At 49.4% G+C, this 19,113-nt stretch carries 14 protein-coding genes, 1 tRNA gene and 1 pseudogene; 5 read left to right on the plus strand and 11 right to left on the minus strand.

Going from position 1 to position 19,113, the window contains the following annotated elements; all coding sequences use genetic code 11:
* Window positions 1-237: 237 nt before the first annotated feature.
* From F452_RS0107550 to alaS, 3 genes are all read right to left on the minus strand, one after another.
* A tRNA-Pro gene (locus F452_RS0107550) sits at window positions 238-312 on the minus strand.
* Window positions 313-347: 35 nt separating this feature from the next.
* Complete coding sequence (gene aroB, locus F452_RS0107555) at window positions 348-1,409, minus strand: 3-dehydroquinate synthase (RefSeq protein ID WP_018965607.1); 1,062 nt, start codon at window positions 1,407-1,409, stop codon at window positions 348-350.
* A 14-nt stretch (window positions 1,410-1,423) separates the two neighbouring features.
* Window positions 1,424-4,054 (minus strand): alanine--tRNA ligase, encoded by a 2,631-nt coding sequence (gene alaS, locus F452_RS0107560; RefSeq protein ID WP_018965608.1) that lies wholly within the window; start codon window positions 4,052-4,054, stop codon window positions 1,424-1,426.
* Between the two features lie 639 nt (window positions 4,055-4,693).
* On the opposite strand from alaS, the gene F452_RS0107565 reads away from it, so the two are divergent.
* Window positions 4,694-7,120: an AAA family ATPase gene (locus tag F452_RS0107565; protein WP_018965609.1), complete on the plus strand. Its 2,427-nt coding sequence runs from the start codon at window positions 4,694-4,696 to the stop codon at window positions 7,118-7,120.
* Between the two features lie 707 nt (window positions 7,121-7,827).
* Here the strand turns inward: F452_RS0107565 and F452_RS0107570 are convergent.
* The 8 genes and pseudogenes from F452_RS0107570 to F452_RS12845 all read right to left on the minus strand — a co-directional run bounded on the left by F452_RS0107570 (window position 7,828) and on the right by F452_RS12845 (window position 14,245).
* The gene (locus F452_RS0107570; RefSeq protein WP_018965610.1) at window positions 7,828-8,604 is read right to left on the minus strand and encodes a TrmH family RNA methyltransferase; all 777 of its coding nucleotides are present in this window, start codon (window positions 8,602-8,604) and stop codon (window positions 7,828-7,830) included.
* A gap of 74 nt (window positions 8,605-8,678) precedes the next feature.
* A complete protein-coding gene (locus tag F452_RS0107575) occupies window positions 8,679-9,077 on the minus strand; it encodes a VOC family protein (protein ID WP_018965611.1) in 399 nt (132 codons plus the stop codon).
* 152 nt (window positions 9,078-9,229) lie between these two features.
* Complete coding sequence (locus tag F452_RS0107580; protein ID WP_026292294.1) at window positions 9,230-10,567, minus strand: sensor histidine kinase; 1,338 nt, start codon at window positions 10,565-10,567, stop codon at window positions 9,230-9,232.
* A gap of 25 nt (window positions 10,568-10,592) precedes the next feature.
* Entirely contained in the window at window positions 10,593-11,987 is a 1,395-nt protein-coding gene (locus F452_RS0107585; protein ID WP_026292295.1) for a sigma-54-dependent transcriptional regulator, read from the minus strand.
* Window positions 11,988-12,211: 224 nt separating this feature from the next.
* Window positions 12,212-12,676, minus strand: a complete 465-nt coding sequence (locus tag F452_RS0107590) for a hypothetical protein (protein WP_018965614.1) — start codon at window positions 12,674-12,676, stop codon at window positions 12,212-12,214.
* A complete protein-coding gene (locus F452_RS0107595; protein WP_018965615.1) occupies window positions 12,663-13,577 on the minus strand; it encodes a hypothetical protein in 915 nt (304 codons plus the stop codon). Before F452_RS0107595 ends, F452_RS0107590 begins: the two co-directional genes overlap by 14 nt.
* A gap of 95 nt (window positions 13,578-13,672) precedes the next feature.
* Window positions 13,673-13,783 (minus strand): annotated as a pseudogene (locus F452_RS12100) (histidinol phosphate phosphatase); the annotation flags it as partial.
* 327 nt (window positions 13,784-14,110) lie between these two features.
* Window positions 14,111-14,245, minus strand: a complete 135-nt coding sequence (locus F452_RS12845; RefSeq protein WP_235317525.1) for a DUF1661 domain-containing protein — start codon at window positions 14,243-14,245, stop codon at window positions 14,111-14,113.
* Between F452_RS12845 and F452_RS11595 the strand changes: the two genes are divergently transcribed.
* From F452_RS11595 to F452_RS0107615, 4 genes are all read left to right on the plus strand, one after another.
* Window positions 14,214-14,345 carry a DUF1661 domain-containing protein gene (locus F452_RS11595; protein ID WP_230587835.1) on the plus strand — a complete coding sequence of 44 codons (132 nt, stop codon included), beginning with the start codon at window positions 14,214-14,216 and terminating at the stop codon, window positions 14,343-14,345. The two genes, F452_RS12845 and F452_RS11595, sit on opposite strands and share 32 nt — an antisense overlap.
* A 69-nt stretch (window positions 14,346-14,414) precedes the next feature.
* Window positions 14,415-16,004: an MltF family protein gene (locus F452_RS0107605; RefSeq protein ID WP_235317526.1), complete on the plus strand. Its 1,590-nt coding sequence runs from the start codon at window positions 14,415-14,417 to the stop codon at window positions 16,002-16,004.
* 22 nt (window positions 16,005-16,026) lie between these two features.
* Window positions 16,027-17,898 carry an ABC-F family ATP-binding cassette domain-containing protein gene (locus F452_RS0107610; RefSeq protein WP_018965618.1) on the plus strand — a complete coding sequence of 624 codons (1,872 nt, stop codon included), beginning with the start codon at window positions 16,027-16,029 and terminating at the stop codon, window positions 17,896-17,898.
* A gap of 40 nt (window positions 17,899-17,938) precedes the next feature.
* The gene (locus tag F452_RS0107615; protein WP_018965619.1) at window positions 17,939-18,604 is read left to right on the plus strand and encodes a peptidylprolyl isomerase; all 666 of its coding nucleotides are present in this window, start codon (window positions 17,939-17,941) and stop codon (window positions 18,602-18,604) included.
* Window positions 18,605-19,113: the final 509 nt, after the last annotated feature.

Below are 19,113 nucleotides of genomic sequence, written 5' to 3' on the forward strand. Positions count from 1 at the left end.
CTAGCTATGGCCTTTAATCTGAAGAAACTATGGGCTAAGCTTGCTCGAAAGGCGAAAAACACCCCGAAAAGACCTATATCAACCCTCAATCTCGGCCTCATGCCCTTCTTCCTACTCGAAAGACACAAAAATATCCCTCAAAGGCTAAAACTGGTGGCTTAACCAACACCAAACCGAAAAGAAAAGGGGCTGCGCCAAAAATGAATTTTGACACAGCCCCTTTTTCTCTTTTACCAGTCGGGGTGACTGGATTCGAACCAGCGACCACACGCCCCCCAGACGCGTACTCTAACCGGGCTGAGCTACACCCCGCTTGCTTATTGCGTTGCAAAGGTAGGTTTTTTTATTTACCCTCCAAGAGTTTCGCGATAAAAATCGAAACATTCGTGCAACATTTTCTCCGTTATCTCACATGGTTCCGCCGGTAAGCCTATCCCTTTGAGGGGAATGAGCCTGATTTTGCCTTCCAGATTCTTCTTATCCTTCATGCAAAAAGCGGTCAGAGCCGGATATTGCTTACAGGTGAAAAAGAAGGGTGAGTAGTATTCTTTGGACCATGAGACCAGCGAGTAGAGGATCTCCCGAGGAAAACCATGTGCCACCACCGAATAATAGAGTTCGCAGATAAGGCCGATCATGACCGCATGGCCATGCGAGAGGCCTACATTTCCCGGTAGGCTATAGGAAAAGCTCTCTACCGCATGCCCGATGGTATGTCCCAGATTGAGTATGCTTCTAAGCCCGGATTCGTGCAAGTCCCGATTTACTATCGACTCCTTGAAAGCTACGCTATGCCGAACGATCTCTTCCCATGCCTTCATATTATTACCGAACGGATCGAAAGATATGACTCCCTTCCACTCATTCGCTCCCATGAGAAGAGCATGCTTTATCAATTCTGCATATCCCGACAGCAGTTCACGGTCGGGTAGGGTAGAGAGGAAAGCACAGTCGTAGAAGACTGCTTCCGGCAGATGGAAAGTGCCTATTTCATTTTTGACGCCTTCGAAGTCTATGCCTGTCTTCCCTCCGACCGAAGCATCTACCATCCCCATCAGCGTTGTGCTGAGGTTTACCGTTCGGATACCTCGCTTATAGACCGAAGCGACGAAGCCGCCCAAGTCCGTAATGGTACCGCCTCCTATATTCAATAGTAGAGAGTGGCGCGAAGCACCTCTTTCGCTCAGCCATCGCCATAGGGGCAGGCAGTTTTCCCACTGTTTGATCGTTTCCCCTCCGGAGAGCAAATACCAATCATCCGCGGCCGTTAGTGCTCTGATCGCAGCAATTCGCTCTGCATGCAGCGTTGCCACTGCCTCGTCGCACAAAACGAACAATCGGTCGTAAGCTATACCCGACAGTGCAGGTACCAGCTTACGACCGATAATATCTGTTCCGACGATGACCACAGGCTACAGGGGGATCAGTCCGTTAGCTCCGCTTCGGTCAGTATCTGCTGAATGGCAGCAGGCAGTCCTTTGGGATTCTTGCCGCCCGCCGTAGCAAAGTGAGGCTGTCCGCCACCACCGCCCTGTATGTGCTTGGCGGCAGTTCGCACCAGTTTGGCTGCATTCATTCCTCCCTCCGTGAGGTCTTTCGAGAGCATCACTGTCAGTGCGCATTTTTCGCCACCTTCGGTCGTTCCTGCTATGAGGACGAAGCTCTCTTGCAGTTCGCCGGCTATCTGGAAAGCTATATCCTTGGCCGTCTCTGCCTCCATGATCTCCTGAAAGAGGAAAAGACGGATGCCACGGCGACGAACGTCCTGCTCGAGAAGCGACTTTTTGAACTTCAGCATGCGTTCGTGCTTCATGTCCGCTATCTGTTTTTTCAGACTTGCATCCTCTTCGAGCATTTTCTTGATGGACTTGATCAGGTTCGGATTGTTGTTGAACAGCTCCTTTACAGCCAGCAGAATATCTTCTTTCTCGTATATGAAACGTTCGGCACCGATGCCCGTTACGGCTTCAATTCGACGAACTCCCGATGCTATCGAACTTTCCGTAACGATACGGAATGTCCCGATCATGCCGGTAGAGGGAATGTGCGTACCTCCGCACAACTCTACCGAAGAGCCATATTTGAGTACACGCACTTCTTCGCCATACTTCTCTCCGAAGAGGGCCATGGCTCCCATAGCCTGTGCTTCGGCAATCGGCACATCGCGAAACTCTTCCCGTTGGAAGTCGGCACGTATCCGCTCGGATACCAATTCTTCCACCTTTCGGATCTCCTCCGGAGACATCTTGCCGAAGTGGGAGAAGTCGAAACGAAGCACCTCCGGACTGACGAACGAACCCTTCTGCTCCACATGCGTTCCGAGGACTTCGCGCAGAGTTTCGTGCAGCAAGTGCGTAGCCGTATGGTTGGCCTCTGCCTGGCGGCGTTTGTCCTGATTGATCCGTGCCACGAAAGTATCCGTCGTGCTTTCGGGCAATTTCTTCATCAGGTGTACCGAGAGGTTGTTTTCGCGTTTCGTGTCGAATACATCATAGGCTACACCCGACTCGTCGATCAGCTGACCGCTGTCGCCTACCTGTCCACCCATCTCCGCATAGAAAGGAGTGTCCGAGAGTACCACCTGAAAGTATTCCTTGTTTTTCTGCTTCACCTGACGGTAGCGCAGGATCTCTGTTTCCGTTTCGGTGAAGTCGTATCCTGAGAATTTGGATTCACCCTCACGCAGCACTACCCAGTCGCCGGCTTCTACGGCAGCGGCATTGCGGGCACGCTCTTTTTGCTTCTGCATCTCCGTGTCGAAGCCTGATTCGTCCACCGTCATTCCATTTTCCGATAGGATCAGGGCTGTGAGGTCGAGGGGGAATCCGAACGTATCGTACAATTCGAAGGCAGCGGCACCGTCCAATACGGTGGAGCCGGCAGCCTTATTGTCGGCTATTTTTTTCTCCAGCAGGCGGATACCCGTTTCCAGTGTACGCAGGAAGCTCTCTTCCTCTTCTTTGATCACGCGGCTGATCAGTTCGCGCTGTGCTTGCAATTCGGGATAAGCATCGCCCATTGTATCGATCAGTGTCGGCAGCAATCGGTACATGAACGCTTCGCGGCAGTGCAGGAAGGTGTAGCCGTAGCGAACCGCACGGCGCAGGATACGGCGAATGACATAGCCGGCTTTGGCATTGGAGGGCAATTGGCCGTCCGTGATGGCAAAGGCGATAGTCCGGATGTGGTCGGCCACTACGCGCATGGCTATATCCGAGGCGGAATCCTCTCCGTATCCGATCCCCGTCATCGTAGCCAAAGCATGGATAAGGGGTTGGAAGACATCCGTATCGTAATTGGAAGTCTTGCCCTGCAAGGCCATACACAGACGCTCGAATCCCATGCCCGTATCGATCACCTTGTGTGGCAGAGGCGTCAGGGAAGAATCGGCTTTCCGATTGTATTGCATGAAGACGAGGTTCCATATCTCGATGACCTGTGGATGGCTCTTATTGATCAGCTCCAAACCGTTTATTTGGGCACGCTCTTCGTCCGAACGCAGGTCGATATGTATTTCCGAGCAGGGACCGCAGGGGCCGGTATCGCCCATTTCCCAGAAGTTGTCGTGCTTATTACCGTTGATGATTCGCTCTTCGGGCAGAAATTGTGCCCAGTAAGATGCTGCCTCATCATCGCGGTCAAGGCCTTCTTCGGGGCTGCCTTCGAATACGGTAGCATAGAGACGCTGAGGATCCAGACCCAATACCGTCACCAAGTATTCCCAAGCCCATTCGATGGCTTCTTTCTTGAAGTAATCGCCGAACGACCAGTTGCCGAGCATCTCGAACATGGTATGATGATAGGTGTCATGGCCTACCTCTTCGAGGTCGTTGTGCTTGCCGCTTACACGCAGACACTTCTGCGAGTCTGCTACACGAGTGTATTTAGCCTCGGTATTTCCGAGTATGATGTCTTTGAACTGATTCATGCCGGCATTGGTGAACATGAGCGTAGGGTCGCCTTTGATCACCATGGGGGCAGAGGGAACGATTTTATGACCTTTTGAGGCAAAAAAAGTCTTGAACGACTCTCTGATTTCTTTTGACGTGAGCATATTCGATTGCACGTAGTAGGTTGTTATTCTTTGATAATGAGGACAAAAATACGAATTTCTTTCCTCACATATTCCAGTCTCAAATGTGACAGTTTGGTTACGGATTAAATTTTAGGATGAAAACTATCGAAATGTGTTCTTTTATTTCTATATAGCGTATTGAGATATTCTATATGCAATAGGTTTGGCAAAGGGGGGCTCAATGCTCTTTCTTGATCGGTCGGAACAGTTTCTACTGATTCTTTAGAACCAACGACTTAATGCCCCGCAAATGCTGTTTTTCTCCTCGGACCACCAACTCTTAGCACAGACCCTATCGTTATGAAGACCTGCTGAATACAGAATCCAACCTCGTGCCCAAGCGTCTGGGAGAATAGGTCGTAGCTGATATTGCCTATATCGTTTAAATGGTGTGGCTTCACCGATCTTTCCTGGTGAATGCACACAGCCAAAATGTGTAAACCTATAATTGACTTTAGATAAAACGCCACAAATTAAATCTCAGATTTAACCTCTTTGATCGTCGGCTTTTTAGGTATCACTATTTTATGTGGATAATTTTTTTACAGGGAAAATAATGTGCTCCTATATTGAAATTTGATTTATAATTGTAATATTGCAGAATAAATAAGACATATTATGTTTGAGAATTTTAAGAAGATAAAGATAAAGGGTGGATACTTTGACGAGGAGACGGAACTGGAACTGTTCAAAGGAGATGCACCTTTGAGTATCATTTATGGACGCAATGGTAGTGGAAAGAGCACTATAGCCCTTTGTTTGAAACAGTTATCAGAGAGCGAAGAAGAGCGAGCTAAACGTGAGGAAGTGCCATTGGATAAAGAAATAGACTATACTGTGAGCAGCGAGATACCTATAGCAGATAAGTATAAACGGGATGTGTTCGTATTTGACGAAGATTTTGTCCAGAACAATGTAAGGGTGAAGAATGATGGACTGAATGCTATAGTGATGCTAGGTGAGCAGGTAGAATTGGATGAAAAGATAAACAAGAAAAACGAAGAATTAAAAAAGAAGGAAGAAGAGTTTAACCAGCAAGAAGAACAAGTAAGGAAATACGAGGATACACACCAAATCATATCACCAGAGTATTGGCGAAATCAGATTAGAGAGGGCTTACGCAAGGACGGTGGATGGGCTGACATAGACCGCGACTTGAAAAGAAACAAACTGAAAAGCCGCATTACGGATGATTTGTTGAAAAAGCTGATGGAAATGGAAGAACCCCCTGAGAGCTGCGAGCAACTGCGAGAGCAGGTGGTGGCTGATAAGAGTTTATACTTGGAGTCGGAGAATTCGCAAGTTATAGTGTGGAGTATAGGGGAATTGACGTTGCCAGAAAATTTGGAAGACTTGACTCTGCTATTAGAAAAACCCTTAGACTCGCCGCAACTTACAGAGAGAGAACAGCGACTTATGGATTTATTAACAAAGATAAGTCAAGAACCACAGCGCTTTGAGCAGTCCCATACTCGGCATATGCTAGAAGGGGGGTGGACGTTCTGCCCATTGTGCTTGAGAGAAATCACAAAAGAAGATCGAGTTTCCATAGATGAGATTTTAAGTCATCTTCTAAACAAAGAAGCGGATGACTTTAACACGAGGCTAAGTAATGAATGTAAACTATTTACGGCAATAGAAACAGAGATGCCTGAATTTCCCAATAGTCTAAATAAAACAGAACTGGATGCTGCCATCACTGCGAAAACGAAATTGAACAATGTATTGGCTATCGTAAGAGAGAAAATAGAGCAGCGACAAAGCGATATTTATAAACAGTTGCAAACTCCGTTTATTGATAAGATGGACGAATATACTGAAGCACGCATAGCATGGAAGACTGCACTAGATTGTATACTGGAACGCGTGGAGATCTTTAATGAGACAATCAACAGGCGAAATAAGTTGCTTGCAAAGGTAAGCAACGAGAATAATCAGTTGGCCCGAAAAGAATTGGCATCTGCACTAATAAGCTACAGAAAGGCATTGGATAATGAGCTTGAAGATAAAAACAAACTTCAAAAACTGAAAGAGCAAAAGGATGAGTTAGTAGCTGCTATAAAGGAACTGAAAATGCAGAAAGAGCGAACGGACATTGCTCTGGAGTATATCAACAAGCAACTGCAGTACGTGTTCTATAGTAATCGCAAGGTGAAGCTAACTCCCGGCGAGGGCTGCTACAAACTGACGGTGAACGGTAAAGAGGTAAAGCCAAAGAAGATTAGTGTGGGGGAGCGAAATGTGCTGGGACTTTGCTACTTCTTTGCGATGCTATTTAGTGGAAAAAGTGATGAGGATAAGTATACCTCGGAATATTTGATCGTGATAGATGACCCCATTTCGAGCTTTGACTACGGAAACAGGCTAGGGGTGATGTCTCTATTGCGGTATCAGTTTGGTAACATAAAGAAGGGTAATCCAAATAGCCGGTTATTAGTCATGTCTCACGATCTACAGTCTGTCTTTGATTTAGTAAAAATAAAGAATGATCTACAAGGAGGACGTGGTGAGAAGAAGTTTCTGGAGCTAGAGAATAAGAAGATAAGGGAGCAGACTGTAAGAAACGAATACCAGAAATTGTTGACACATGTGTATGAATATGCAAACTGCGAGTGCCTAGATGACCTAGATGAAACAGTGGAAATGGGTATTGGCAATATTATGCGGCGAATGTTAGAGGCCTTCTCAAGCTTCTGCTATAATAAGCCTTTTGAAACCATGATGCGTATGGAGGGAATAATCAGTAACATGTCGGAGGATAAACGAGTCTATTACGAGAATTTTATGTGCCGTCTAGCACTGAACGGAGAGAGTCATGAGGAGGAACGGGCATACACATTGAGCGACTTTACACCTTTCTTCTCTAAGGAAGAAAAGCTGCAGACAGCAAAGAGTGTATTACTGTTTCTATTGTATGTGAATGAACCTCATATAAAGGCTTATCTAAAGCCGGAGATGGTAGCAAGGATAGAAAGTTGGAAATCTGAGGAAAGCAGTTGGATAGCAACGGAGTCGGTGACAACAGGAGGTTCGGAGAGTACTTAAATGTAATAGCTAAAGACTCTAGTGACTTCTAGTAATGAAAAATACGTACCAAAAAACTTTTCAACAACGAAGGCGAGTTTGGAACCATTCTAAATAAGCAGCTTCTGGGAGGTAGGAATCGAAGAGAAAAAGATAAGAAAGTAGACAATTTTACTTGAAAACCTGCTTTCTGCGAGATTGGAAAACGATTTGTGTATAAACCATTTTCGATTTATATATAGATCATTTTCAATTTGTATATAAATCGTTTTTAGTTTATATATAGATTGTAAGCAGTTTATATATAAATCGTAGGGCAGAAAAGGCTTTTTGTGGAGATAATAAAACAAAGGCACCCGTCAAATTCGCAGAAGAATTCGACGGGTGCCTTATTAGTTCGGAGGATGAGCGAAGAGGGGCTATTCCTGCTGATTAGCCATAGACGTAGATATTTTTTATCCAACTTCGGAGTGAGATAAGCTGTATAGGAGTGGTACAATAGGCCACAGAGGGTATGGAGTGGATGAAGTCGGAGTACATGTCTATTATCATTTAGTCGTTTATTGATAGGTATTTACAGCCTGAAGAAGGATTTTCTTCACTGGCAAATGTAAGAAAAAAGCCGAACTCGGATGAATCGTAGATCGGTATTGGATACCCGAAAACAATTCCTCCTTTTACCATTTGCAAAAACTTTTGGGAAACTATCGAAAAGGGTGCTGTTTTTCTCAGTTGCGACGTCTCCATTCAGAGCACAAAACAGCTGCGGCAATAGCCACATTGAGCGATTCGATATGCCCCTCGACCGATGAACCGAAAGCCGGTATCGTAAGTCTGTCGGTGATCTCTGTCGCAACTTCGGGACTGATACCGCGCCCCTCACTGCCCAAGACGAGTATGGCAGGCTCGGTGAAGTTCGGCAAGGAGGCTTCGTACAGGCTTTGTCCATCCAGAAAAGCTCCGTAAACGGGTACTCCCTGCCGACGAAAAGAAGCCAGTGTATCGACCGTATTCTTTAGGGGTGTCGGCTGTACTCGTGCCAATGCTCCCATAGAGGCCTGTACGACCTTCGGAGAAAAGACGTCGGCAGAACCTGCCCCCAGCCACACATGACGGATACCGAACCAGTCGGCTGTTCGTAGGATAGTCCCCACATTGCCCGGATCTTGCACCCCATCCAAGAGCAGCGTCAGCCCTTCCACTACCGGCTCCGGCTCTGCAGGCAGATCGAATACGGCCATTAGTGGCTGTGGAGTGGTCTGCGTACTGATGCGCTTGAAGTCGAAGGATTCGGGTAGCTCCACTGCTTCGACATCATGCGGTACGCCTACGGCTCTTAGCATGGCAGCCGTGCCGACCAGCATACGACAGCGATAGAAAGGCAGCATCTCGCCGACGAGCTTAGGCCCTTCCACTGCGAAAGCCTGCTCTCGCAAACGGTATTTTCGTTCGCGCAGGCTTCGCAAGAATTTTATCTGATTGGTAGAAAGCATGATGAAATTCATCTAATCCTCAAGAATCGGCACATGAAAAGCTGTTCGAAGTGGGCAGCATCGAGACATCCGACAGCTGAGAAACTTCAATCCCGATCCTCCGGCAGCACCTCGATCCAATAGCCATCCGGATCGTTCACGAAGTAGAGCCCCATCTGCTCATTCTCATAGCAGATACAGCCCATGGTGCGGTGATATTCGCGTACGGCATCGTAGTCGCCCGTAGTCCGGACACAGAGATGCACCTCATTCTCTCCCAGATTGTAAGGCTCTTTCCTGTCCCTGAGCCAAGTCAGTTCCAAAAGAAAATGTCCGCTCTCATCGCCCAGATAAACGAGGATGAACGAGCCATCGGCCGCTTCTTTACGCTTCACCTCACGAAAACCGAAAGCGCGGTCGTAGAAGGCCAGACTACGCTCGAGGTCGAGGACGTTGTAGTTATAATGATCGAAACGCGTTGTAAAAGGTCTTTTTTGATTGTCCATGCCTAAAAATCATATTGAATACTTGTCCGAATCGTCCCTGAAAAAAGAAGAAATCGGGAAAACGGACGTGCTAAGGTGACAAAAACATTCCATCCTCCCAAATTATAGCCCTGTTGGAAAGGGCTATCAGCGAACAAAAGAGGTAAATCGCATCATGGCCACGCCATACGGAAACGAGTGCGGCCGTCGGCATCGGTGGTCAAGGAGAAGGACCAGCCGTGGCGGGTCAGTACTTCGCGAATAACGACCAAGCCTATCCCTTGACCATTTGGCTTGGTGCTGAAGAATGGCGTAAAGAGACGGGCAGCGACATCATCGCTGATAGGCTGTCCGTTATCCTCTACGAGCAGATTGTGACCATCCAGACAGAGCAGAACCGTCTTTGTCTCCGAGGCTGCCATATTTTCATACCCTGCAAAGCTCTCTATCGCATTGCGTAGCAGATTGATCACTACTTGCTCTATCTGCTCGGAATCACAATGGACAAAGCAGGAATTTTGCTCTTTGCACATCTTCATTTCCACACCCATTTCGGCAGCTAAAGGCTGCATCAGCAGCATGCACCGCTCGCATAGAGATACCAAGTCTACGGAAGATAGGGTAGGATCGGGTAGCTTGACCACTTCGGCAAATCGTGTGATAAAGCGACTCATGGCCATACACCGATCACGGCAGAGTGCAATGGCTTCTGATACTTCCCCTTCGGGTGTATGAGGCGTGTCGTCGAAAGCATCCCCCACGGCATTCAGCACACCGATTATACCGGCAGTGCTGTTATTGACCTCATGGGCTATCAGCCTGATCAGTTTTTCATAGGCTTCTTTCTCGGCCGAACGCAACTCCTCGGTCAGGGTTTCGATACTGAAAAAGAGACGGCTGAACGATCGGTCGTAGAATCTCATCCGCGTAATCCTCCTCACCTCGGCGGTAGGCAATCGCCATGTACGGGACTCTCCCTCACCCAGCTCGTCCGGACGGAAAGGGATCTTTGTACATACTTCTTCCAATGGTCTTTTGATCGGAATATAATCATCGGGCAAGTCCAACAGTCTGCGAGCGGCAGGATTGACGGACACAACTCGTATGTCGAAATCCAAAACGACGAAGCCCACGGGCGAAACATCCATCACGAGCGAAAGGAAATTGTCTCGTTCCTCCAGTCTAAGTCTTTCCCTCTTGAGGCTGTGCATCAGCGCATTGTAAAGCTCTACCACCCGGTCTGCATCCGGCTGACCGACAGGAGCAAGGGTAGTGGCATAGTCCTGCGAACGGAGCATATCCATTCCATCGCCTACGGCTCGTATCGGCAATACCACCTTATTATATAGAAAACCGAGAAAGAAGAGGAGAGCAACCTCTATGGCCAGTATGATGAATAGCCCACTCCTCTCCACCGGAGGGTATAGGAGAGTCATCGCTATGAGCATCAAGGTGAGCGATACTCCTGTCAGGAGCAAAACGCGTAGGGATATTCTGCCCAATCGTTTCATCGTGCCGATTCTGTTTTACACGCCATCATAGTCCGTATTTCTCCATTCGCCGGTAGAGAGCTGCCCGACTCAAACCCAAGGCTCGTGCAGCACGACTGACGTTGCCGTTGTATTTAGTCAGCGTCTCTCGGATGGCAGCCTTTTCCATGTCGGTCAAAGCCCGTTCGTCGGAGCAGTCTGTTGCTGTTGCCTGCAGACCGAAGTCAGCCACATCCCGGGCACTGATTTCTCTCGCTCCCGAGAGCAATAGTGTACGCTCCACTACGTTTTTCAATTCGCGCACATTGCCCGGCAGGGGCATGGCGCAGATACGTCGTATAGCTTCTGCACTCCAACAGACAGGGGACAATCCGCCCGATTGGGCAAAAGCATTGCTGAAGGCTTCCACCAGCAGTGGTATATCCTCCTGACGCTCGCGCAGCGGAGGCAGATGCAGATGTATCAGGTTGATTCGATAATAGAGATCCTCTCGGAAACGTCCCTCGGCTACCATCTGCTCCAAGGAAGCATTCGTAGCCGATACCACACGGACGTCCACTCGGTGGGAGATGCTCTCGCCTAACGGCTCGAATGTCTGTTCCTGTAGCACTCGCAGCAGCTTCACTTGGTTGCCGACCGGCAGTTCGCCTATTTCGTCCAAGAAAATAGTGCCACCATCGGCCAGATCGAACCGTCCTTTCCTATCCGAAAAAGCATTGGTAAAAGCTCCTTTCTTATGTCCGAACAGTTCGCTCTCGAACAGACTCTCGGGAATCCCGCCCAAATTGACCTTGACAAATGGAGCTGAAGCGCGTTTGCTCCCACGGTGCAAGGCCTCGGCTATCAATTCTTTGCCCGTACCACTCTCGCCCGTGATCAGCACAGAGGCATGCGTGGGAGCTATGCGGCGTATCTGTTCTTTGATCCTACAGATGGCATCGCTCCGGCCTATGATATGAGCACAGGGGTCATTCCCCTTGATCACCGTTTTCGGCTGACGGGCTGTATCTCTGTTAGACTGTTTCGATGGATCCGCCATAGCTGAGGGAGCAGCCAGATGCAAGGCTGTATCTATGGCACGAAGGAGTCGATCATTGTCCCATGGCTTGCCGATGAAGTCGAAAGCCCCAAGCCTCATTCCCTCCACTGCCAGCGGAATCGAAGCCCAAGCCGTCATCAGTATGACCGGGCAGGAAGTGAATATCCGCATCTTCTCCAGCAGCTCCAATCCCTCCCTGCCGGAGGTCGAAAGGGAGAAATTCATGTCCATCAGGATTACGGCCGGCTTGCAGTCGCTATCGGGATTTCGCACGATGGACAAAGCTTCGTCGGGACTGTTGGCTAAGATGGGATTATAGCCGGCTCGCTTGAGCACCAGACGCAGTGCGGCACAGACAGCCACATCATCGTCCACGACCAAAATATCGATCTGTTTTTCCATTGCACGGTAAAAGTACAAATTGGCATCGAAGCATGGCCTTTTCTGCAAAAAAGACACGACATGTAATGAAAGAAGTTGGCTCCCGGATGGGTCGAAAAAGCAGTAATATCGCCTGCCGGACAGCATTCACGTCTCGTACTTCGATTCTGCTTGCCCTTCCTTGTTCCATGCTGCAATGGTAACTGTCGGGAAAAGGGAAGGTACTTCGGATGGGAAAGGTTTGGTTACCGGTAGTCGGTGTATTTATAGCCGCTTGGGGCTGAATGTTCTTGTAGATAGCTCACAATAAACCGATAGTCTTTCCTTTTAATCCGGCTTTTCGACAATATGATTTTCGGCTGTCGATGGGCTTTAAGCTCGATCATCTCATCATAAGTAGAGTATAAATCGACTGACTTCAGTGTGTTGAGAGGAAACTTTTGCACGGTATTATCCAATGATACGAAGAGGATTTGGTCTTGTCCGATAATAATCCTCCGAATGCCGGTTCGCCTGAAGTAAAGCAGCAAGAAGATTATCGCCATTGCCAACGTAGCGACACAAAGAATCCCGAGGATGATCGATACGATGAGCCTTCCTCCGCCCATCCCCAAAAACATAAATATGCTGCAGGGGATGGCTCCAATGCCTAACAGCAGATATTTTACCGGAGGTCTGTAATCTATGCTTTTACCGTTAATAGAGTCCATCGTACATTTCGATTGTCCCGATATTTTCATCAATTATATCACTCAAGCTTTTTGCCTCTCCATTGATCAGATAGTTCACACCCATAGTCCCAAAGTCGAGGATAAACCAAGCTCCCGCGACGATAGTGCCGACTCCGGTGGTGGAGGCTCCTAACATAACAGCATTTATCGCATGAGAAGGCTTTAGTTCTCCTGACAAGGCAATATCTGCAACGAGTAAGGCTCCTCCTGCCTTAGTCAATTTCCCTGCTGTTCTTCGAGCTGTTCTGACCGTATTTGTTTGGACTTTTCGCCAGTGAGCAGCACCCGGGTTTTTCCATTGTTTCTGAAACCGGTATCTCAAACCTCGTGTTTTTGTCATATGCCAGGCTTCATTCCATTTGTAGTATCCACCTTTATAAACCATATAGGTGGATGCGACACCCAGTCCGGCGTTGACGAAGTCTTTTCCTGTCCCTATTATACTTCTACCGGGTTCTTTTGAAGAGTAAACAATAATTTCAGGTAATTGCTCCAGTATTCTGTTCCCTGATCTGTCATAACAGACCCATCCGCCGGACATAGTACCGATATAGACATATCGACCGTCTTTTGTGTAAAATCGCTCTCCTAAAAATCTACTGTCTCTCTCAGGTGCCTCTTGAGGTGTATCAGCGGTCTTATTACACTTTAGGCTATTAGCTATCAAGTCGGGAGAGACCTCTATCAACTGTTGCTTGAAAGGCAATACATAGCCTTTGGTTTGGCGGAACGGATTTGTCGGGCGATTGGCGTGAGGATTGACAAGTCCACGATGGACAAATGCATATCCGACACCTTCCACAAATCCTTCATAGGGTCGTTGGGTTTGACAAAAGAAATCGAATTGCTCCTGTGTGATATATATTTGATTTCGGCCCATATGTACTTGCTCATTAATTTTTTAAGAATCACTTTCTTCTATAAGAATACGAAAATAGAGGGGATAAGTCTTTTCTTCTCCCTTTCTCTATTGTCGAAGTCCTCAATGTCACCATTTTCGACATGTTTCTTAGCAATTCCGGCAGCGAGCCACAGCACGGCCTCCTCTTCTTCCTTAAAAGTCGTAGCACAGGTTATTTCTCCACAAAGTTTGTCCGCCATGTCTTTCTTGTCGTTAAGTGAAGCTCATTATCCAATGACTACCAATGGAAGAGGGGGACACCTCTGCCAATGCATATATTCGATACATCAACAAAAATAAAAAAATAGGTTGACATTCTCTGCTCTGCTGAAGTGTAATGAAGGATCTTCCCCGAATCACGCCCAAGTTGCATGGCAAAATGAACGCCGTGTAAAAGGGGCTGTTTGACCGGTGTAAACCGAAAGTCGTCTTAAAGAGTAAGGAGTGTAAACCCATAACGGACTTTAGGAAAGACACTGTAATTTTGATCATGGACTTAACCTCTCCGAGTGTTAACCTTTTTCTGTATATGTCAGTGTCACGGTCATGGAGATTCTCGTTCGAAAAACTTCTCTATCCACGTTCCCCAAAACGTGGCGTGAGAAAATTTTTCTTTTGGCGCGAGAAGTAAAAAAATTACGAACCACAACGAAAAAAATCTCACGCGCATTTTTCAGAAAAGTGGCTCGTGTTTCTTCGGTTTTTTCGCTCGTAAAATCAGGAAAGCGGAATCTGTTCGAAAGCTGATTCGGACAGTATTCTTACCGGTACCGAACACCACTTATATATATAGCCCTTCATCCTTGCGCTGCGCTCATGTCCATGTATCGGATTCGGAGCAGTTGTGCAGCGGCAGGCTTCGGAAGTCGCTTTATCGGAAAGTCCTTATCTTCGTTCGTCAAAGAGATGCCTGTGTATCTCTTCAATACGGTATTTATCATCGTTATGCCCATATCGAAAAGTTATCTTCGCAGACAGCTCCTATGTCTGCTCGGTTTTGCCGCTTCCATCCTTGTGGGAGCCTTGTCGCAGAGTTGCCGAGGTTGTGCATCCGGAGGGGGGAGAGCCGACAGTATCCCATGCGACTCCTCTGTCGTATCGGGGCTGCGCTCTGCGGATACGCTGCGCGTGGCTACACTCTCGTCATCGACCACCTACTTCGTGTACAAAGACGAAGAAATGGGCTACGAGTACGAACTGGCCAAGCTGCTTGCCGACTCTCTGGGCTTGACTCTGGTCGTAGAGGTAGTGCCCAATGACGAGGCACTTTATGCCGCAGTCGATACCGGTCTGGTTGATATGGCAATTACGCCTCAGGCCGCGACCTTCAAGGGTAAGCAGAAGTATCTCTTCGTCGGCCCCGAAGAAATATCGGGACAAGTATTGGTACAGCGCACCGATGTCAATCCGCGTATAACGAACGTAACAGACCTTATCGGCAAGCCCGTCACGGTCATGGCACATACTCGCTATGCCGATCGGCTCCGGCACCTGAATGAAGAAGTGGGAGGGGGTATCGATTCGCTGATCCTCAGTGGAGATACGCTCACGACGGAGGATCTGATCACGCAGGTAGCCAAAGGGGAAATAGACTACACCTTTGCCGATGAACAGTTGGCACGACTGGCACGAACCTACTACCGCAATATAGACATCAGCATGAGAGTAGGCTTCGGCCAGAGGTTGCAATGGATCGTCCGCAAGGACAATCATTGTCTGGCACGATGGGTGAATCGGTGGGGAGAGTCCATCCCCGACAAGGAATCGTACCGGGCCATACAGAAGCGATACTTCGAGATGAGCAAGAGCAACGATGAGATCGAAGAGGAACAGTCCGCCCCCCGACCTCGCATCAAACTGACAAAAGGGAGTATATCGCAGTACGATACCATTTTCAAGCACTATGCCGAGGAACTCCGGCTCGGCTGGTCCTGGCATCTGCTCGCATCCATCGCCTACCACGAATCGCGCTTCAATGCCGGTATCGTAGGTTGGTCCGGTGCCAGAGGACTGATGGGTATCATGCCGAGGACAGGCCGGCGCTTCGGGGCCGACAAACAGGAGCTTTTGGATCCGGAAGTTTCGGTGCGCGTCTCCATCCGATGCCTGTTGGTGTTCAAGAACGAATTTCCCGATGTGACGGATCCGGAAGAAAGGCTCAAGTTTACGCTCGCTGCCTACAATGCCGGTTCGGGTCACGTGGCGGATGCAAGGCGTTTGGCAGCGAAGTACGGGGGCAACCCCAACGTATGGGACAATAACGTGGAAGCATACATCCGCCTCAAGAAGGATCCTAACTACTATAACGATCCTGTCTGTCGCTCCGGCTATCTGCGAGGTACGGAAACGATCAACTACGTACGCAGCGTAATGGCTCGTTATCACGCATACAAACAGAAGGATTGACACTACTGCACCTAAAAACAGCATGTTTCAAGCACAGCACTTGACCAAAAGCTTCGGCGATTTGGTTCTCTTCGAAGACCTCTCTTTCAGTATCGAACGGGGCGAAAAGGTCGGACTTATCGCACGCAACGGCAACGGGAAAACGACCCTGATGAATATCCTCACGGGAATCGACTCACCCGACTCCGGAGAAGTGATTTACCAAAACGGTATCCGCCGCGCATACCTGCCGCAGCTCCCCCAAGTACTTCCGGGCAGTACCGTACTGGAGACCTGCTTCGGACACAACGATGAGATGACCTCCCTGATAGCGCGATGGGAGGAGGCTTCGGCTCGGGGCGACGGCAAACGCATGGAGGAGTTGCTCCCCGAAATGGATGCCCTCGGCGCGTGGGAGTACGAGCAGCGCGCACGGGAGATTCTCACCCGTCTGCATCTGGACGATCTACACCGCACCACGGACAATCTCTCCGGTGGGGAGCTTAAGCGTATCGCTCTGGCGGGCACGCTCATCGGCAATCCGGAACTGCTGTTTCTGGACGAACCGACCAATCATCTCGATCTGGATGTGATCGAATGGCTGGAGGGCTACCTCTCGCATCAGCAGATCGGACTGCTTCTGGTCACCCATGACCGCTACTTTCTGGATCGCGTATGCAACCGCATACTGGAGCTGGACAACAAACAGCTGTATGCCTACAAGGGCAACTACGAATACTACCTGAACAAACGGGAAGAGCGGCTGGAAGCTGCCGAACGCGAAACGAGCCGTGCTGCCAATCTCCTGCGCCGCGAAGCGGAATGGATGCATCGCAGACCGCAGGCACGGGGTACGAAAGCGAAGAGCCGCATCGATGCCTACTACGAACTCAAGGAAAAAGCCCAACCTCGCCACCGGGACGAAACGCTCCACCTCTCGGAGCAGGGCAGATACATAGGCAATAAGATATTCGAAGCTCACAAAGTCTGTAAAGCTTTCGGCGAACGCATTATCCTGAGCGACTTCGACTACACTTTCAGCCGATACGACAAGGTGGGCATCGTAGGGCCCAACGGCGTGGGCAAGACCACTTTCCTCCGGCTGCTGCTCGGCGAAGAAGAGCCGGACTCAGGGTATTTCGATGTAGGGGAGACGGTTCGCTTCGGCTACTACAGTCAGAAGGGTATGCAGTTCGACGAAAATAAACGCGTCATCGAAGCCGTGCAGGACATCGCCGAAGTGATTCGGAACGAAAAGGACGGTACCATCCTGTCGGCATCGGCCTTGCTGACGCAGTTTCTTTTTCCGCCCGAAAAGCAATATACGCCGATTCACAAGTTGAGCGGTGGCGAACAACGCAGGCTCTACCTCTGTACCGTACTGATGAAGAACCCCAATTTCCTGATTCTCGACGAGCCTACGAACGACCTCGACATCCTCACGCTGAACGTATTGGAGAACTACCTGAGCGAATTCAAAGGATGCGTGCTCGTCGTCTCGCACGACCGCTTCTTCATGGACAAGGTGGTGAATCACCTCTTTACGTTCGAAGGGAACGGCATCGTGAAGGATTTCCCCGGCAACTACACGCAGTATCGCGAATACAAGCAGCAGGAAGAGGCCGAAAGACAGGCCGTCGAATCTTCCTCCACGACACGCAAGGCGGAAAATGGAAAGCCCCGAACCGACACTGCCGAGCGTCCGCGGAAGCTGACTTTCAAGGAGAAGCAAGAGCTGGAACAGCTCGAAGCCGAACTGCCAAAACTGGAAAAGGAGAAAGCCGAACTGGAATCCCGCATGAGCAGCGGCACGATGTCCACGGACGAACTCCTCACCGCCGGCGACCGCATCGCCGCCCTGATCGAAGAGATCGACAGCAAGGGGATGCGCTGGTTGGAGCTGAGCGACATCTGAACAGAGACGGCATACAGTATAAAACATCAACGATAACGATATGAAACGAACCTTATTTATCTTACTTGTATTCGTGGCCTGCTGTGCGGCTGCGGCACAAACCGGCGAAGTACGCCGCCGCGTCCTGATCGAAACATCGCGGGGCAAAATGACGGTAGAGCTTTTCAACGAGACGCCGATCCATCGCGACAACTTCATCACCCTCGTCCGCAGTGGAGCTTACCGCGGCGTGCTCTTCCACCGTGTCATCGACCAGTTCATGGTACAGTCGGGCAACCTCCTGAGCAAAAACGCCAAGCCACTCGAAGACCTCGGCAACGATACCACGACGCGTACCCTGCCGGCGGAGATCGATCCGTCCAAACACTTCCACCGACGAGGTGCACTCTGCGCGGCGCGACAAGGCGACGACGTCAATCCCGAAAAACGCTCATCGGCCACCCAATTCTACATTGTTACGGGGCGATTCTTCACCGACTTCGACCTCGAACGCATGGCAGAGGAGAAGAAATGCACCTTTTCGGAAGAGCAGAAGAAAGCTTATATGCTCCAAGGCGGTACACCTCACCTCGATGGCGACTACACCGTCTTCGGCCAACTGATCGAAGGCGAGAAGACCCTCTCCAAGATCGAACGCCAGCATACGGACGAGCGCAATCGTCCCCTGAAAGACGTCGTAATCCTCGATATGATGCTGCTGGACTAAGCCCACTGCCAAACCCGTACAGACGAAGAGGGGGAGCCGACCACGTGCCGGCTCCCCCCTTCTTTTCTCTCTACGTTCAGTGTACCGATCGGTAGAGAGATCATGCCGTTGGGACTGAAAAAATCGCAAGAAAGCCCACTGCCCAAACTTCCAATTGTTCCAAAAGTTACACGACAGACCATTTGGGTCAGGAAAATGCAATTGTTCGTCGGGAAATCTGCATTTCGGCTCCGCAATGCAGTTTGTCCGGCGTGTAAACCTGCAAATCAGACACGAAATTCACCGCTCCAACTTGGAGGAAGACAAATCCGCACCGAAATGCCTTCCTCCAAGTTGGAGCAACCTTTTTCGACTCCACAGTGCAGTTTGTCCGGCGTGCAAACCTGCAAATCGGGCACGAAATTCGCTTCCGCAAATTGCGGGAAAGCATTTCCGAACGAAAAAACCTCGCCGCAAGTTGCGGAACGACAAATTCGCACTGAAAAAGGCCGCCGCAACTTGCGAGAAGC

The sequence above is a fragment of the Porphyromonas gulae DSM 15663 genome, assembly GCF_000378065.1.
Taxonomy (GTDB): Bacteria; Bacteroidota; Bacteroidia; order Bacteroidales; family Porphyromonadaceae; genus Porphyromonas; species Porphyromonas gulae.

What these genes read in the sequence shown, in the direction of transcription:
- F452_RS0107610 (WP_018965618.1), top strand. Translation starts at nt 16,027, where the DNA reads ATGTTTCAAGCACAGCACTTGACCAAAAGCTTCGGCGATTTGGTTCTC.
- F452_RS0107565 (WP_018965609.1), top strand. Translation starts at nt 4,694, where the DNA reads ATGTTTGAGAATTTTAAGAAGATAAAGATAAAGGGTGGATACTTTGAC.
- F452_RS0107585 (WP_026292295.1), bottom strand. Translation starts at nt 11,987, where the DNA reads ATGGAAAAACAGATCGATATTTTGGTCGTGGACGATGATGTGGCTGTC.
- alaS (WP_018965608.1), bottom strand. Translation starts at nt 4,054, where the DNA reads ATGCTCACGTCAAAAGAAATCAGAGAGTCGTTCAAGACTTTTTTTGCC.
- F452_RS0107615 (WP_018965619.1), top strand. Translation starts at nt 17,939, where the DNA reads ATGAAACGAACCTTATTTATCTTACTTGTATTCGTGGCCTGCTGTGCG.
- F452_RS0107580 (WP_026292294.1), bottom strand. Translation starts at nt 10,567, where the DNA reads ATGAAACGATTGGGCAGAATATCCCTACGCGTTTTGCTCCTGACAGGA.
- F452_RS0107570 (WP_018965610.1), bottom strand. Translation starts at nt 8,604, where the DNA reads ATGAATTTCATCATGCTTTCTACCAATCAGATAAAATTCTTGCGAAGC.
- F452_RS0107575 (WP_018965611.1), bottom strand. Translation starts at nt 9,077, where the DNA reads ATGGACAATCAAAAAAGACCTTTTACAACGCGTTTCGATCATTATAAC.
- F452_RS0107590 (WP_018965614.1), bottom strand. Translation starts at nt 12,676, where the DNA reads ATGGACTCTATTAACGGTAAAAGCATAGATTACAGACCTCCGGTAAAA.
- F452_RS0107605 (WP_235317526.1), top strand. Translation starts at nt 14,415, where the DNA reads ATGTCCATGTATCGGATTCGGAGCAGTTGTGCAGCGGCAGGCTTCGGA.
- F452_RS0107595 (WP_018965615.1), bottom strand. Translation starts at nt 13,577, where the DNA reads ATGGGCCGAAATCAAATATATATCACACAGGAGCAATTCGATTTCTTT.